The sequence below is a fragment of the Runella sp. genome, assembly GCF_027484545.1.
Classification (GTDB): Bacteria; Bacteroidota; Bacteroidia; order Cytophagales; family Spirosomataceae; genus Runella.
This window is the reverse complement of the sequence record NZ_JAIXST010000099.1, coordinates 1-16,155: the sequence shown is the minus strand read 5'-3', so window position 1 is coordinate 16,155 and position 16,155 is coordinate 1. Positions and strand designations below refer to the sequence as shown.

Genomic DNA, 16,155 nt, shown 5'->3' with positions numbered 1-16,155 from the left:
TATTTTGTTATGATACTTGCACAATTCATTATTGAAGTATTGTAACTCTTTAAATTTGTCAAAATCTATAACATTCATGACGCAAAGTTAAATATCATAAATTATAAACCCAGTACCAAAAAATCAGTCAACAATCTATCTTTTTAATAACAATGAATTAGTACAATGTTTTAAAAGTTTTCTCGCTGATTTACGCTGATTTTAAAAACCGCAGCCGCGGACGGTCGCAGATAGCCGCAAATTTTGGGTGATTATACTATTTTCGATGTGTGATTTTTGATTTGCAAAATACTGATATTCAGCAAGTTGTTACATAGAAAATACGCCATCTTAGAATTGAATTAGTATTAATTCTGTTAATAAGAGTTTCTGTGCCAATCTGCCGCAACGCTGTATTTTAATCACGGTTCTCCGTTGCGAGCGTTTGTCTGCGGGATAAAAAGAATATAAAACTTTTAAAACAGTGTAATTAGCCTTTATTTCCGAGTCGAATTGTAACCCTACTCTTCCTTCATTTTCGAAAGGTTGCTCAACTTTCTCCTTTTGAATACTTTCTATTTTTTTAAGGCGTAAAACATTGCCTTTTGAAAAGTATTGCGATTTACTTTTTTTCTAAATATCAGTTGGTTCATTGTGTAAATAAAAAAAGCAGAGCTATAGTAGCCCTGCTAACATTCATTATCAGTGATATAGGCAATTTTAAATTGTCAATAAAATAACCCCTACCAGAAAATCCAGTAAATCAAGCTAAACGCCGCCACAACCGCAATAGCACCGTAACGAAATGAAGGCGTTACTTTGAACCATTCGGGACGAACTTCAAAGGCGTTGGGTTGGTTTTTACCTTTCGATTGAGATAAGCTAATGGCTACGTGTACGGCTGAACAAATCCAGAATACCACCCCCATACGGTTGAGGAATGGAAAATCGGGGTATTGGTTGGCTATCACTGCCGACAAAGCAATACTCAACACCGCTGCGGCCAAAGCACCGTTGGCAGTGGCTTTCTTCCAGAAGAAGCCCAAGAGGAAAATGCTCAAAATCCCCGGCGAAATGTAGCCGGTGTACACCTGAATATACTCAAATGCCTGTCCGAAATTGGCCAACAATGGACTCACTATCAAGGCAATGATAAAGGCTACAACAATAGCTACGCGCCCCGTCCAAACGGTTTGTTTTTCGGTGAGGTTCTTGTTAAAAAATTTCTTGTGAATGTCGAGCATGTAGATGGTCGATATACTGTTGGCTTTCCCCGCCAAACTCGCCACAATGGCCGCCGTTAGGGCTGCAAAGGCTAATCCTTTCAAACCTACGGGCAACAAATTCAACAACACGGGATACGCATTATCCGGCTTCACAATGCCATTCTGAGTTATGCCGTTGACAATCGATGTATCCGCGTTTTCCTGAAACAACACATAAGCGGCCAAACCCGGCAATACCACAATAAAGGGCATCATCATTTTCAGGAAAGCCGCAAACAAAACGCCGTTCCGAGCCGTGTTAATGTCAGCCCCCAACGCGCGTTGGGTCATGTATTGGTTACAGCCAAAGTAGTTGAGGTTGTTGACCCACTGCCCGCCGATGATAAACATCATGATACCCGGCAACTGATTATAGGCGTCAATAAAACCACCGCGTCCGTCGTGGACTTGGTATTGCCCGGGCGTAAAAATCATGTGAAGGTGGCTGTCGGCTTTTTCACGAATCAAACTCAATCCTTCCAACACCCCTGAACCCGAACCGACTTTATCCGACAATAAATCCAAAGCTAAATAGGTAGTGGCCAACCCTCCGAAAATCAGACAAACGACCTGAATTACGTCGGTATAGCCAATTACTTTCATTCCGCCGAGAGTAATAATTACCGCAAACGTGGTCAGGAAAATAGCGCAGGGCATAAAGGCAAATCCCGTCATTTTTTCCAAACTCAATGCTCCCAAATAAATAATGGAAGTGAGATTGACGAAAATGTACAGAAACAACCAGAACACGGCCATAATCGTCGCCAATCGCTCATTGTAGCGCTTAGCCAAAAATTGCGGCATGGTGTAAATCTTATTGTTGAGGTACATCGGCAAAAAATACACCGCCACAATGATGAGCGATACACCGCCCAATAATTCATACACCGAAATAGCAATTCCCAACTGAAATGCCTGTCCGCTCATGCCGATAAATTGCTCGGCAGAGATGTTAGAGGCAATAATGGAAGCGCCGATTGCCCACCAAGTCAGCGAGCCTTCGGCCAGAAAAAAGTCTTTGGAATCCGCCGTTTGTTTGCCTTTGTGTTTATATACCCAGTATCCATAACTGGAAACAATCACAAAATAAATGAGGAAGATAGCGTAGTCAAGAGGTTCAAGTCCGAGGGTCATGGGAAGGAGAAAATGAGTGAATGAGTGAGTTTGCAAATGAGCGATTTTTTGAGTGTCGAGTTATGAGCGGTCCGCCGTCGCGGTGCAGAATGTCGAATTTGATATTTCTACTCGACACTCTGCATTTATATAATTCGACACTTCTATTAACATCCTTGCCCGTAATAGGCATTTTTGCCGTGTTTGCGTTCAAAATGTTTCATACGTAATGTGTCTTTGATACGAGGGGTATCGGGATTGATTTGTAAGGTCAAATAAGCCATTTGGGCTACTTCTTCCAAAACAGCCGCGTTATAGACCGACTTTTTGGCGGTTTTGCCCCACGTAAACGGTCCGTGGTTTTGGAGTAATACCATTTCCATTTCTTTGTACGAAAGATTATTTGCTTCAAATATTCCAAAGATTTGATTGCCCGTTTCGTACTCATAATCTCCCTGAATCATTTCATCCGACAACACCGGCGCACACGGAATATCCTGATGCGTATGGTCGGCGTGGGTGGTGCCAAAGATGGGAATATCCAGTCCCGCCTGCGCCCACGCCACAGCATAGGTGCTGTGCGTATGCGTGATACCGCCGATGTCACTCCACGTTTTGTAGAGCAACGCGTGCGTTTTTGTATCCGACGAGGGACGCATTTTTCCCGCTACCACTTTGGCATCGTAGTCTATGATAACGATGTCTTCGGGTTTCAAAAATTCATACGGCACGCCGCTGGGCTTGATAGCAAAAACGGCCTTGTCTCTATCCACGGCGCTGACATTGCCAAACGTAAACAGCACCAATCCCAATTTGGGCAGCTGCATGTTGGCTTCGTAACATTCCTGTTGTAATGATTTGTACATGGTTTTCTATATTTCTGCAACCGCTACGGCGGCCCGTCACATAGGCATATAGTTGACATAGAAAAAAGCAGACAAATTCTAACTTAAAACTATGTGTACTATGATTCTATGTGGCGGTTCGCCGCAGCGATTGCACTATTTTAACTCCAATACCACCACCGATACCGGCGGCAATTTTACCTTCAGTACTTCTCCGCTCAAATTGGCTCCGTTAAAGGACGCCGGTTGCACTTTGGCCGGATTTTCAAACGTATTATAATCCTGTACTTTCCCCGAGGTCAGAATTCTGCCCGTCACGCCGGAAGCTTTCATTCCTCGTAAATTGACGGTGATTTCCTGCGGTTTATTGGGGTCAATGTTCACCAACGAAACGTGCGTCAGGCCATTTTTATCACGCGAAGCAGACACCGACACAGCCGGCAATTTTTCATTGCCAACTATATACTCATTGGATTGAACTTCCACGGGCAACATCGTCGCGTCTTGGTGCACGTTGTACATCTCCAATACGTGATAGGTCGGCGTCAGAATCATTTTTTCTTCGTTGGTCAAAATCACCGATTGCAACACGTTGACGACCTGCGCCAAATTAGCCATGCGCACGCGTTCACAGTGTTTATGGAAAATATTGAGCGTAGCACCCGCCAACACCGCATCGCGCATGGTGTTTTGTTGGAACAAAAAGCCGGGATTGGTGCCGGGTTCCACGTCGTACCAACCGCCCCACTCATCTACCACCAACGCCACTTTTTTAGCAGGATCATATTTGTCCATGATGGTGCTGTGACGTTTGATAAGTTCATCCATCAGCAACGCTTCTTTCATGGTTTTAAAATACAAATCTTCGGTAAAGGTTGTTGAAGGACCTTTTTGCTTCCAGTCAATCACCGAATAGTGGTGCATCGCAATTCCTTCGAGCATGTTGTGAGGAATCTCTCGCATGAGGGTTTCTGTCCAATTATAGTCGTTGTCGCTGGCTCCGGAAGCAATACGAAACAGACGTTCGTTGTTTTCCCAAGACGCATTCATGAAGGTCGCGTACTGACGGTAAATGTTGGCATAGTAGTCGGGTTTCATGTTACCGCCGCAGCCCCAGGCTTCGTTACCTACGCCCCAATACCGCACTTTCCACGGGTTTTCGCGGCCATTTTTTACCCGCAAATCCGACATCGGACTCACGCCTTTGAAATTGACGTACTGCACCCAATCCGACAAATCTTTGACGGTTCCGCTTCCCACGTTTCCTGCCAAATAAGGCTCCGTTCCAATCAGTTCACACATATTCAGGAAGTCGTGCGTACCAAAGCTGTTGTCTTCGGTCACGTTTCCCCACCACACATTTACGATTTTGGGACGGTTGGCTTTAGGACCGATGCCGTCTTTCCATTGATACGTATCGGCAAAACAGCCTCCCGGCCAGCGCAGATTGGGAATTTTCATCTTTTTCAATGCTTCCACTACGTCCATCCGCACGCCGTTTTTGTTCGGAATTTTGGTATTGTTTTCACCTACGTAAAAACCGCCGTAAATGCACTTACCGAGGTGTTCGGCAAAATGCCCGTAGATGTGGCGATTGATGGTATGTTTCCCCAAATCAGCACTAAGCGTGACTTGGTTTTGGGCAAAAATCAGGTTTGAAACCAACAGAAAAATGCCGCATACACTTTTTAGAAAATGTTTCATTGGAAAGGGAGATTTAGACGCTTTCAGCGTGACAAAAAATAGTTTTATTTAAAAGCTGAGTCGCTCCAACGCAACTCATTCTTCAATTGGCGAATGCTTGTATCTTTATCAATCACGACCAATTCCACGCCAAACATTTCTGCTAAATCCTCAATGTACTCCGTAGTAAGGTTTTGGCTGTAGGCCGTATGATGCGCTCCACCCGCCAAAATCCAGGCTTGCAAACCTACTTCCATGCTGGGTTGCGGTTTCCAGAGCGCCCGTGCGGTGGGGAGTTTCGGGAATTCTTCGGTTACTTCTACGGCTTCTACTTCGTTGACCAACAAGCGGAACCGATTTCCCATGTCGATCAGAGAGACATTGAGCGCTGGACCGGCTGCCGCATTAAAGACCAGTCGAACGGGATCTTCTTTTCCGCCAATTCCCAGCGGATGTACTTCGCATTTCACGGTTCCTTTCGCAATCGAAGGGCAAATTTCGAGCATGTGCGAGCCCAATACCATCGGATTGGCTGGATCGAAATGATAGGTATAATCTTCCATGAACGAGTTGCCGCCTTCCATGCCGCTCGCCATCACTTTCAGCGCGCGAACCATTGCCGACGTTTTCCAGTCGCCTTCGCCGCCGTAGCCGTAGCCTGCCGCCATCATGCGCTGAGAACCGATGCCCGGGAGTTGACGCATTCCGTGCAAATCTTCAAACGTATTAGTATAGGCAGAGAAACCACCTTCTTCCAAAAAGGCTTTTAGTCCCAACTCAATACGAGCCGCTTCTACCAACGATTGACGCATAAAACCGCCGTTTCTGAGCGAATCCATGAGTTCGTAGGTATCCTCGTATTCCTGCATCAAGGTAAAAATATCGGCTTCCGAAATTTGGTTGATGTACTTGACCAAATCCCCTACCCCGTGTGTGTTGACCGAAAAACCAAACGTCATCTCCGCCGCTACTTTATCGCCATCCGTGACGGCTACTTGGCGCATGTTATCACCGAAACGGACCACTTTCATGGTTTGCATTTCGTACTTGGCCGCCGCTACCCTACTCCACACGTTGATTTTTTGAAGTACGTCGGTCTGTTGCCAGTGTCCCACAACCACTTTACGATTTAGACGCATCCGAGACATAATAAACCCAAACTCCCGGTCGCCGTGCGCCGATTGATTGAGGTTCATAAAGTCCATGTCAATGTCGTTGAACGGAATGTCTCGATTGAACTGCGTATGCAAGTGGAGCATTGGCTTTTTGAGCACATTCAATCCTCGAATCCACATTTTAGCCGGCGAAAATGTGTGCATCCAAGTGATGATCCCGATGCAATTGGGAGCCATGTTGGCTTCCTGACAAATCGCGTAGATTTCGTCGGGCGTTTTTACCACGGGTTTAAACACCACGCGTACGGGTATTTGCGGAGAATCATTGAAGGAATCGGCAATGACTTTTGAGTGTTCATCCACTTGGCGAAGTGTTTCTTCACCGTACAAATGCTGGCTTCCGGTGACAAACCAGACTTCAAATTGTTTTAGCATGTTAGTTAATTTTTGCAACCACATAGGAACATAGGGCACATAGTTCTAATCTAAGTTTAATACCTATTACACCGAGCAGGTGCAATTTCACTATGTGTCCTATGTGTCTATGTGGTTACAGTTTAGGTAATTGTGCAAAATATTCGTTTACAAATGTCTTCTGCCCTTCTTTGAAAATATTACTGACGTTAAAATTGATTAAAATTCCTTTCGGCTTTTTCAGTAATTTCATATATGTCAAGAGTTGAGCATCAAATAGAGGCAACATTGTCTCCACTGATTTTAGCTCTATGACAATTAAGTCTTCTACCAAAACATCGTAGCGTAAATCACAATCTACAAGTTCATTTTTGTAAATTACAGGTACAGATTTCTGGTATTCAACCCGTAATTTTTTCGTAAATAATTCTTGTATAAAACATTTTTCATAAACTCGCTCTAACAACCCCAGTCCTAATTCACGATGAACTTCAATAGCACAACCAATAATTTGATAAGTGAGTGTATCCAGGTATTTTTGAGTTATCATTTACAAAAAGTTAAACAAAATTCAATCTATGTGACCTATGTGTCTATGTGGTTGCAATGAATTCCCCCAAAGCCACGTACTTCTGATATAAGGTTTGATAAACGGCCACTTTGTCCACATTGGGATGGTATTCGGCGTCAAAACCAGAGCCCATGGCTTCTTGGGCTGCTTTCATGACGGGGTGAATTCCCGCTGCTACCGACGCACACATCGCTGCACCCAAGGCGCAGGCTTGATCGGCACTTGCGGCTTTAATGGGCATGTTGAGTACATCGGCCAAGGTTTGCATCACGAAAGGTGATTTTTTGGCCACTCCCCCAATCCCAATTACTTTTTTGATGGAAACACCTTCCTGAAAAAACCGCTCTACAATTGCTCGTGAACCAAAAGCAGTGGCTTCTACCAACGCCTTGAAGATTTTGACGGCGTCGGTACTCAAATTCATGCCCGAAATCGTAGCTTTTAAAGTATGATTGGCGTCGGGCGTGCGGCGTCCGTTGATCCAATCCAAGGCAACCGGGTCGTTTCCTGTTACGGGCAATTTGGCGGCCTGCTCCGATAAATATGGAATCAGTTTTTGACTTAACTCTTTTGCTGCGTCTTCTCCCAAAATTTCCCGTACGGGTCCCACAATTACCTGCTGAAACCACGCATACAGATCGCCGAAAGCCGACTGCCCCGCTTCCATACCCAACATGCCCGGAATGATCGAACCATCGACCTGACCGCAAATACCGCGAATCAGTAAATGCCCAATTTCGTGGTTCGGTGCAATCAGCATATCGCAGGTAGAAGTCCCCATCACCCGCACAAAGGTATATGGCTCAATTTCAGCCCCTACGGCGCCCATGTGGGCGTCAAAAGCACCTACGCCGATGACCACATCCGAAGGAATTCCCAATTTTTGCGACCATTCCAACGAAATGGTCCCCATGGCTTCGTCCGACGTATAGGTATCTTTAAATAAGCGCTGCCGTAAACCTGCCAAATTGGGGTCGAGTTTGGTCAAAAACTCTTCCGAGGGCAGGCCGTGAAATTCTTCATTCCACATGGCTTTGTGGCCTGCGGCACAACGTGAGCGTTTCAACGTCAACGGATTGGTGTTTCCGGTCAATACCGCCGAAATCCAGTCGCAATGTTCCACCCACGAAAACGCATGAGTTCGCACTTGACTGTCTACCCGAATTGTGCGCAAGATTTTTGCCCAATACCATTCTGATGAATAAATTCCACCGACATATTTGGTATAATCTACACCCCAATGATGCGCCAATTGGTTAATTTCTTCGGCTTCGGCGTTGCCGGTGTGATCTTTCCAAAGAATAAACATACCGTTTGGATTTTCGGCAAAATCAGGCAACAGGGCCAACGGCGTGCCGTCCTCATCCACCGCAACGGGTGTAGAGCCGGTCGTATCTACCGATATTCCTTTGATATTCTGACGAACCTCCTCCGAAACTCCGGCCAATGCGCCTTGGATGGATTGCTCCAACCCTTCCAAATAATCCAGCGGATGTTGGCGAAATTGAGAAATGGCAGGCTCACAATAAAGCCCTTTTTTCCAACGGGGATACTCAAATACGTTTGTACCTACTGTTTCACCCGTTTGGGTATTGACCACCAATGCCCTCACCGAATCGGTCCCGTAATCTACCCCAATGACGTACTTAGATTGCATAAGTGCTAATTTGTGATTTAGTGAATGAGTGATTTAGTGAATGACGGAGCAGCCGCCCACGATATGCCAAGCAGTTACAGATCGGGCATAAAATACCAAAATGCGTGAAACTTACTCTCGTACCTTTCTTTATCCAATCGGTATAAAGTTGCTTTTTTAGTGGCTGAATTTTCGTTTTTCTCCCCCGTGTCTACCAACAATCCCGTGGATAAAATTTTTCGACTGAAATTGCGTCGATCCAGTTTCATGTCGTAAATCGCTTCGTACAATTTTTGCAATTGAGGAATAGTGAATTTTTCGGGCAACAACTCAAATCCAATCGGGTGAAGGGCTGCTTTGTAGCGCAAGCGTTCCAGTGCGATTTCCACCATTTTTTCATGGTCAAAAATCAGTGCCGGCCGGTTTTTCAAACTGATCCAAGCCGCATTGTGCACCCGAACGGATTCTTCGTCGTGGTTATGGATGTTTATTAGGGCAAAAAAGACCACAGAAATCGTTCGTTCCACCGGGTCACGATTCACTTTCCCGAATGTTTGGAGTTGTTCGACGTAAATGTTGTTAAGCCCCGTTAACTCAAACAAAATTCGCTCAGCCCCCACTTCCAAATCTTCCTCCTCGTTCACAAACCCTCCCATGAGCGACCATTTTCCTCTTTCTGGCTCAAAATTGCGTTTAATGACCAACAATTTAATCTCTTCCCCGCCGAAACCGAAGATGATGCAGTCGATGGCTACCAACAGGCGAGTAGAATGAGGGTATCGGTTCATAAATGAATGTGTCATTACGACACAACAATAATGGCTTTTTTATTACTATTCAAATAGTTTCTTAAATTTTTATGGAAAATAATTGATAATCAGGGATAGAATAATCGGAAGACGTCGTAACCAAAGCGAAGTATCAAACCAAAAACAACGAATAAAAACACAACACGAACGAAAGAATTACCACGCAGCAGGGCAAGTCTACTTCCCAAAAATGCTCCTAAAACGTTACAGGCCATCATGGGGAAAGCAATTTCAAATTCCACATAACCTTGCCAAATGAAGAAAATCAAAGAGGCAATATCAGCTACTACATTGATGATTTTGGCGATGGCCGAAGCCCGCAAAAACTCATATCCAATCAAACTGACAAAGCCAAAAACCAATAAACTTCCGGTACCCGGTCCTACAAAACCATTGTAAAAGCCCGTAGCCATGCCCACCAACAAAGCATACCACTGCAAACGCACCAACGATACGGGCAGACTTTCATGATGTCCTAATTTTTTATTGGAATAGGTATAAATGGCAATCGCCGTCATCAGCACCAAAATGAGAGGCTTCAGCACTTCCGCTTTCATGTAGCTCGCAATCGTGGCTCCCAAATACGACATGATGGCCGTACCCACTGCTGCCACCAACACCACCCGCCAAGGCACTTCCACTTTGCGAGTATATTGATACCCAGCCACACTCGTGCCCACAAAAGAGGCAAAACGGTTGGTACCAATCACTTGAGGCACCGAAAAGTGAGGAAACAAAATAAAAAGAGCAGGAACTTGCACCAAACCTCCACCACCTACGATGGAGTCTACAAAACCGGCCAATAAAGCGGCTAAACAAGCAAAAATGATTTCCAAATGAAGTATTTTTTTCACCGCTACGCGGGGCCGCCCGTGCGGCAGACCGTGCAGAGCCGCTAAGGAGCAGAGGCGCAAAGTTTATTATAACGTACTGCGGAAAAGCTTAATTGAAATGGCAATCAAAATAAGACCGAAAATTTTACGGAGAACGTCCGTACCTGCCACGCCCAATTGACGTTCGAGCCAAGCCGAGGAGCGCAATACCAAATAAATAAACACCAAATTAATTAGAATACCGCACACGATATTGATTTCCTGATAAGCGGCTTTGAGCGACAAAATCGTGGTCATGGTTCCTGCTCCAGCAATGATTGGAAAAGCAATCGGAACGATAGAAGTGGCATTGGTGTGAACGGCGTCGTGCTTAAAAATGGTACGTCCCAAGGTCATTTCGAGACCAATCAAAAACAAAATCAACGCACCGGCCACGGCAAAGGAAGCCACATCTACCCCAAATAATTTGAGAATTTCTTTTCCCACGTACAAAAACGCAATCATTAATCCCCCCGCTACCAACGTAGCCCGACGGGCATTGATAGCTCCTGATTTTTGGCGTAAATCAATGATAATGGGAATGGCTCCTAAAATATCAATGACTGAAAACAGAATCAGCGTAACGGAAAGGGTTTCTTTAAAATTGAAGGAATACATAGACGAATAGGCACGGGGCCGCCCGAGCGGTTTACAGTTAACAATTGGCAGTTAGAACGGCAAATTTACAATTAAATCTTATGGCTACTATTTATTAACTGTAAACCGCATACTGTAAACTGTATTTTCAGGCCGTTTATCCTTGATTTTTACCGTTTTCAACATAATAAAAAATATTTTAGCCAAGTACCTTGCATCACAAAGTACCTTATATTAGCTTTGTACCATGGAATACCTATTAACAGCCATTTTAAACAAGTATTGGGTAGATAGTAGTGAGTATTGAGAAAAAATGAAGTATTGTCAATACTAACTACTGACTACTTTTTTTACAGCCATGACCTTGAATCAAAAAATTCCAAAACATGACAACAGCATGAATATTGAGAACGCTCAAGTGCAGATGCGAAAAGGAATATTAGAATTTTGCATCATGCATATCATTTCTCGGGGCGAGGTATATGCCTCCGATATGCTCGACGAACTAACCTCCGCCAAAATTATGGTTGTTGAAGGTACGCTTTACCCACTCCTGACCCGTCTCAAAAACTCGGGTTTGCTCGACTACAAATGGGTCGAATCGCAATCAGGACCGCCTCGTAAGTACTACGTCCTGACCGATGTTGGCAAACAGTTTCTGGACGATATGCAGCATACTTGGGTCGAGCTTTCTGACTCGGTCAATACGATTGTGCAAAAAACCCACGATTTAGGCTCAGCAAGTGAAGATTCATCAACCAAATAGCTTTTAACAATTAACGGACAACTGTTAACTGATGCGCGAGCATCCATTGCCATGAAAAAGACTATCAGCATCAATATCGCCGGTCTGATTTTTTATATCGAAGAGGACGGCTACGATAAATTAAAAAATTACCTAAACTCCATTCAGAAATACTTTTCGTCGTACGAGGATAGTAAAGAAATCATCTCTGACATCGAAGGGCGAATTGCCGAAAAATTTCTGAACAAACAAAAAACGACCGACCAACAGGTCATCGCTTTGGAAGACGTTGAGCAACTCATCACAAGTATGGGTACCGTCGCCGATTTTGAAGCGATTGAAGAAGAAGAAGACTTTGCAAGCCCTTCTTCGGCAGCAGGCAGCGTTCCGCCGATGGGTCAGCCAACCACAGCGAGTGAGCAACCCAAGCTTACAACCCCTCAACCACCCCGGAAGTTGGTACGCGATACCAAGCGCAAATTATTGGGAGGAGTATGTGCGGGCATCGCCCATTATTTCAATACCGACCCGCTGATAGCACGGCTGATTTTCCTGTTTTTCTTCATTGGCCTTCCTGCCGGTGGAGGCATGATAGATGCCGGGGAGATATTCGGCCCCTTGGGTGGCATTGCTTTTCTGGTGTATGTGGCCTGTTGGGTAGCTTTCCCAGGTTCCGATACGCTGGAAGAAGATAAGAGCGTGAAGAAATTTTACCTTGACCCCGACAAAAAAGTAGTCGGAGGTGTTGCTTCCGGTGTAGCCGCTTATTTTGGAGTGGACTTAGGCGTCGTTCGATTTATCTGGGTATTGAGCGTATTATTGTTTGGTTCCGGGCTTCTGCTCTATATCATCTTATGGCTCATTACCCCAAAAGCCAATACGCTGACTGAAAAAATGGAAATGACGGGGCAGCCCATTACCTTGGAAAATATCGAAACCAACGTAAAAAAAGCCCTTCAACCCCATCAAAAAGAAGAAAATACGTTTACCAAACTGCTTCTGTTCCCGTTTCGTATCGTAGCCATGATTTTTAGCGGTTTGGCCCCACTGATGAAATTTCTGGTCGTCATTGCCCGCATCTTTGCCGGACTGATTATGATAGTAATAGGAGCCAGTGCACTATTGGGATTGATTACTGCTTTGTTTGCCGTATTAGGGACTTGGGACTTGGGTCAAATTGACAGCGACCTCATGCCGCTCAATTTCTTCATCGGTGAAGTATCTTCCGTAGCTTATCTGTTTTTATTCTTTGCCATTGGCGTCCCTTTTGCTGTCATCGCTTGGTTAGGAGTCTCTTTATTGACAAAAGAAAACAAATTTACTCCTTCCGTATGGCAGACATTCCTTGGTCTGTTTTTGGCTGGGCTGATGGGAAGCATTATTTTCGGAATTCGGTACGGTTCTAATTTCCGCCGTGAAGGAACGATTGAGAAGGTAGAAACTTACAAATTGCCCGCTACGCCGTTTTTGTTGGAAATAAAAGATCAAAACGACGATAATTACAACAACACCCATTTGGACTTAGACGGTTACGATGCTGCCGATGCCAAATTAGAGTTGCGATTCCAATCACAGGGGCGTACTCGTAAAGATGCCGAAGCAAACGCTTCCAATATGATTTACAACGTAGTTCAAAATGACTCTGCTCTTCTGTTTGATGAAGATTTCTCGATGTCGGGCAAAACGTTCCGTTTCCGTGGACAAAGTTTGAGAATGCAACTTTACCTGCCTTACGACAAAACCTTCAAAATGACGCGTGATTTCTACAACCATTTTTGGGGGGTGAGACAACAAATGCAAAAAGAATACGACTTAGAAATCAACGACGAATTATTTAAGAATGTACGTTGGGCCATCAAACGTGATTCAGGATTGGTATGCCTTGACCGCCCGGTCGTTGTTGAAAGTCACAATTCGGATACCAATGACGAAGATGCCAACGACATGGACGAAATCAGCAGCGGCATTGAGTCAGGTCTCAACGAAGCGTTTGACGAATCGTTTGATGCCAAAGGCGAGATGGTAAAACAATACGACGTCACTAATTTTGAAAAAATTCGCGTGGGCGGTGCTTTCGTAGTGAGGGTTCAAAAAGGTGACGTTTTCAAAGTAGTAGCCGACGGACGTGAGGAAGACATTGATGATATAGAAGTAAAAGTGGAAGACGGCACGCTTCGGATAGACAATCGGAAGAAAATCAAATTGTTTGGAAACATAAAGCGCGTCGGTTTGACTATCACTGTACCTACTATCAAAGAAGTTGATTTGTCTGGGGCAACTTTATCCAAGATTACGGGTTTCAACAACCTCAATGAATTGAAAGTAGAAATTTCGGGAGCGTCTAAAATTCTGATAGATATCACTACCAAGAAATTGGACTTGGATGTATCGGGTGCTTCCAAAGTGGAATTGCGGGGCAGCTCCACCAATCTGGAAGCAGATTTAGCAGGTGCCTGCAACTTGGAAGCCGAACAAATGAGCATTCAAACGGCCGATGTGGAAGCCTCGGGCATGAGTAAAGCTTCTTTGGGAAATATTCCGAACCTTCGTTCCAACACCAGCGGGGTGAGTCGTATTCGTCGCCAAGGACACCACAACGAGTAAGAGTATCGTTTACAGTTTGGGGGTTACAGTCCACAGTTTACAGTTTGAGGTTACTTTCAACTGTGGACTGTGGATTTCATTTTTACTTGTACCGGTTTGTTCTATTGTGGATACAGATCAGACTATCACTTAGTGAACTAATTCAATGAGTAGTTTTGCTTTTAAACACCTGTTTCCAGCCTTTTATCATTGATTCATTGTAATCTTTTTGGATTCTTCATTGCTTTGAAAAAAACAGCAAGATGAAAGCAATTGTAAACACCCGTTACGGCACTACCGACGTTCTCCAACTTAAAGAGATACCCAAACCTACTCCTAAAGCCGATGAGGTTCTTATAAAAATTCGCGCCACCACCGTAAACCGTACTGATACAGGACTCCGCAGTGCCGAATACTTTATTTCAAGGCTGTTTATTGGACTTTTCAAACCTAAGATGAACGTTTTGGGTAGCGAATTTGCTGGAGAAATCGAAGCCGTTGGCAAAGAGGTAACCTTGTTTAAAACAGGAGATTTCGTATTTGGATTAAGTACCGAAAAGTTTGGGACTCATGCCGAATACATCTGCCTGTCCCAAGAAGGCTCCCTCGCCTTAAAACCCTCCAACCTGTCTTTTGAAGAAGCCGCAGCGATCTGCGAAGGCCCCTATTTGGCCTTCAATTATTTAGAAAAAATCAACATTCAAAAAGGAGATAAAATACTTGTCAATGGCGCTTCTGGCTCAATTGGCAGTTCAGGAGTACAATTAGCAAAGTATTTTGGGGCAGAGGTCACGGCAGTGACCACTACTAAAAACCTAAGATTAGCTCAATCGCTCGGGGCCGACGAAGTAATTGATTATACAAAAGAAGATTTCACAAAAGTCAATAAAAAATTCGACTTTGTTTTCGATGCTGTGGGGAAGAGTTCGTATTTTAAGTGTAAAAAATTAATGAAGGAAAATGCCGTTTATTTTTCTACCGAGTTAGGATTTATGTATCAAAATGTATTTCTTCCACTATTTACGAAAAAAGTACTTTTCCCACTACCTAAAGACAGCAAAGAGCAAATGCTTTTATTTAAAAAATTGGCAGAATCAGGACAATTAAAAGCCGTGATTGATAGACGCTACTCCCTTTCATCGTGGACTTGTACGCAGGTGTAAACCTGCTCAAAAACGTGCATTTTGAGGTAGATATCGCCGACAACCTCACTGCTTATGCCGATCCCAACGCGTTCGACTTGGTGGTACGCAACCTAATAGACAATTCTTTCAAGGCCCTGCCCCAAGCGGGCAATTTACAAATCTCGGCCAAAGTCGAAAATGATTCCGTATTGGTGGAGTTTAAGGACGACGCAGGAGGTATGCCTGCCTACAAAGTAGCGGTGATTCAGCGAGTATTTGATGCCCCTGAGAAAGCCCAAATAGGTCAAGACGGTATGGGTATGGGACTGATTATGGTAGCACGGTTTGTGAAACGCAACCACGGGCGCATCGGTGTTGAAAGCCAAACGGGCAAAGGGACAACTTTTTCGGTAAAACTACCAACAGAAGAATTAGTTAAGTGAAAATAGTTTATTGCCAATAAAAAAGCTCAAAGAAGTCGTTTGGCTTCCTATTGCGTTGCCGTGGAAGCCTAATGAATCGGTAAGTTATTTTGACACAATGGCTGAAGTATAGACTTATTAGTTATTCGCCTCGATAGCTGCTTTCGTCTCTTTTTTGGCACAATCTTTGAGTGTTAGTTATTATTTATATCCCAATACTCTCCACCTGTCGTTTGTATGTTTTTGATGCTGTTTGTATACACTTATAGAGAACGACCGAACTTCTTGGAATCAAAACTAAAATAATTGCAATTTTGCGAAATGAAAAAGAAAGTAGAAATAAGCGAACCAGAACGATTGGCAAATTTCATGCATTCATTTG

Annotated in this window: 13 protein-coding genes; 4 read left to right on the top strand and 9 right to left on the bottom strand. The window is 44.2% G+C overall.

What is annotated here, in order from left to right:
- Window positions 1-722: 722 nt before the first annotated feature.
- The 9 genes from Q0081_RS08940 to Q0081_RS08900 form a co-directional block, all read right to left on the bottom strand.
- On the bottom strand, window positions 723-2,378 hold the full coding sequence (locus Q0081_RS08940; protein WP_298351677.1) for a sodium/sugar symporter: 1,656 nt from the start codon (window positions 2,376-2,378) through the stop codon (window positions 723-725).
- Window positions 2,379-2,524: 146 nt separating this feature from the next.
- Window positions 2,525-3,223 (bottom strand): L-ribulose-5-phosphate 4-epimerase, encoded by a 699-nt coding sequence (locus Q0081_RS08935; RefSeq protein ID WP_298351675.1) that lies wholly within the window; start codon window positions 3,221-3,223, stop codon window positions 2,525-2,527.
- Window positions 3,224-3,358: 135 nt separating this feature from the next.
- Complete coding sequence (locus Q0081_RS08930; protein WP_298351673.1) at window positions 3,359-4,906, bottom strand: alpha-N-arabinofuranosidase; 1,548 nt, start codon at window positions 4,904-4,906, stop codon at window positions 3,359-3,361.
- Window positions 4,907-4,950: 44 nt separating this feature from the next.
- The gene (araA, locus tag Q0081_RS08925) at window positions 4,951-6,435 is read right to left on the bottom strand and encodes an L-arabinose isomerase (RefSeq protein ID WP_298351670.1); all 1,485 of its coding nucleotides are present in this window, start codon (window positions 6,433-6,435) and stop codon (window positions 4,951-4,953) included.
- 115 nt (window positions 6,436-6,550) lie between these two features.
- Window positions 6,551-6,964, bottom strand: a complete 414-nt coding sequence (locus Q0081_RS08920; RefSeq protein ID WP_298351667.1) for a GxxExxY protein — start codon at window positions 6,962-6,964, stop codon at window positions 6,551-6,553.
- 43 nt (window positions 6,965-7,007) lie between these two features.
- Window positions 7,008-8,642, bottom strand: a complete 1,635-nt coding sequence (locus Q0081_RS08915) for a ribulokinase (protein WP_298351665.1) — start codon at window positions 8,640-8,642, stop codon at window positions 7,008-7,010.
- Between the two features lie 74 nt (window positions 8,643-8,716).
- A complete protein-coding gene (locus tag Q0081_RS08910) occupies window positions 8,717-9,409 on the bottom strand; it encodes an NrtR DNA-binding winged helix domain-containing protein (RefSeq protein ID WP_298351662.1) in 693 nt (230 codons plus the stop codon).
- A gap of 89 nt (window positions 9,410-9,498) precedes the next feature.
- A complete protein-coding gene (locus tag Q0081_RS08905) occupies window positions 9,499-10,344 on the bottom strand; it encodes a TSUP family transporter (protein WP_298351659.1) in 846 nt (281 codons plus the stop codon).
- 6 nt (window positions 10,345-10,350) lie between these two features.
- Window positions 10,351-10,920 (bottom strand): MarC family protein, encoded by a 570-nt coding sequence (locus Q0081_RS08900; protein ID WP_298351656.1) that lies wholly within the window; start codon window positions 10,918-10,920, stop codon window positions 10,351-10,353.
- A gap of 376 nt (window positions 10,921-11,296) precedes the next feature.
- Between Q0081_RS08900 and Q0081_RS08895 the strand changes: the two genes are divergently transcribed.
- From Q0081_RS08895 to Q0081_RS08880, 4 genes are all read left to right on the top strand, one after another.
- Window positions 11,297-11,665, top strand: a complete 369-nt coding sequence (locus tag Q0081_RS08895) for a PadR family transcriptional regulator (RefSeq protein ID WP_298351653.1) — start codon at window positions 11,297-11,299, stop codon at window positions 11,663-11,665.
- Window positions 11,666-11,716: 51 nt separating this feature from the next.
- Window positions 11,717-14,248: a GIN domain-containing protein gene (locus Q0081_RS08890; RefSeq protein WP_298351651.1), complete on the top strand. Its 2,532-nt coding sequence runs from the start codon at window positions 11,717-11,719 to the stop codon at window positions 14,246-14,248.
- 242 nt (window positions 14,249-14,490) lie between these two features.
- Window positions 14,491-15,390 carry an NAD(P)-dependent alcohol dehydrogenase gene (locus tag Q0081_RS08885; protein WP_298351648.1) on the top strand — a complete coding sequence of 300 codons (900 nt, stop codon included), beginning with the start codon at window positions 14,491-14,493 and terminating at the stop codon, window positions 15,388-15,390.
- A complete protein-coding gene (locus tag Q0081_RS08880) occupies window positions 15,369-15,794 on the top strand; it encodes a HAMP domain-containing sensor histidine kinase (protein WP_298351645.1) in 426 nt (141 codons plus the stop codon). The genes Q0081_RS08885 and Q0081_RS08880 overlap by 22 nt, the downstream gene beginning before the upstream one ends.
- Window positions 15,795-16,155 lie beyond the last annotated feature (361 nt).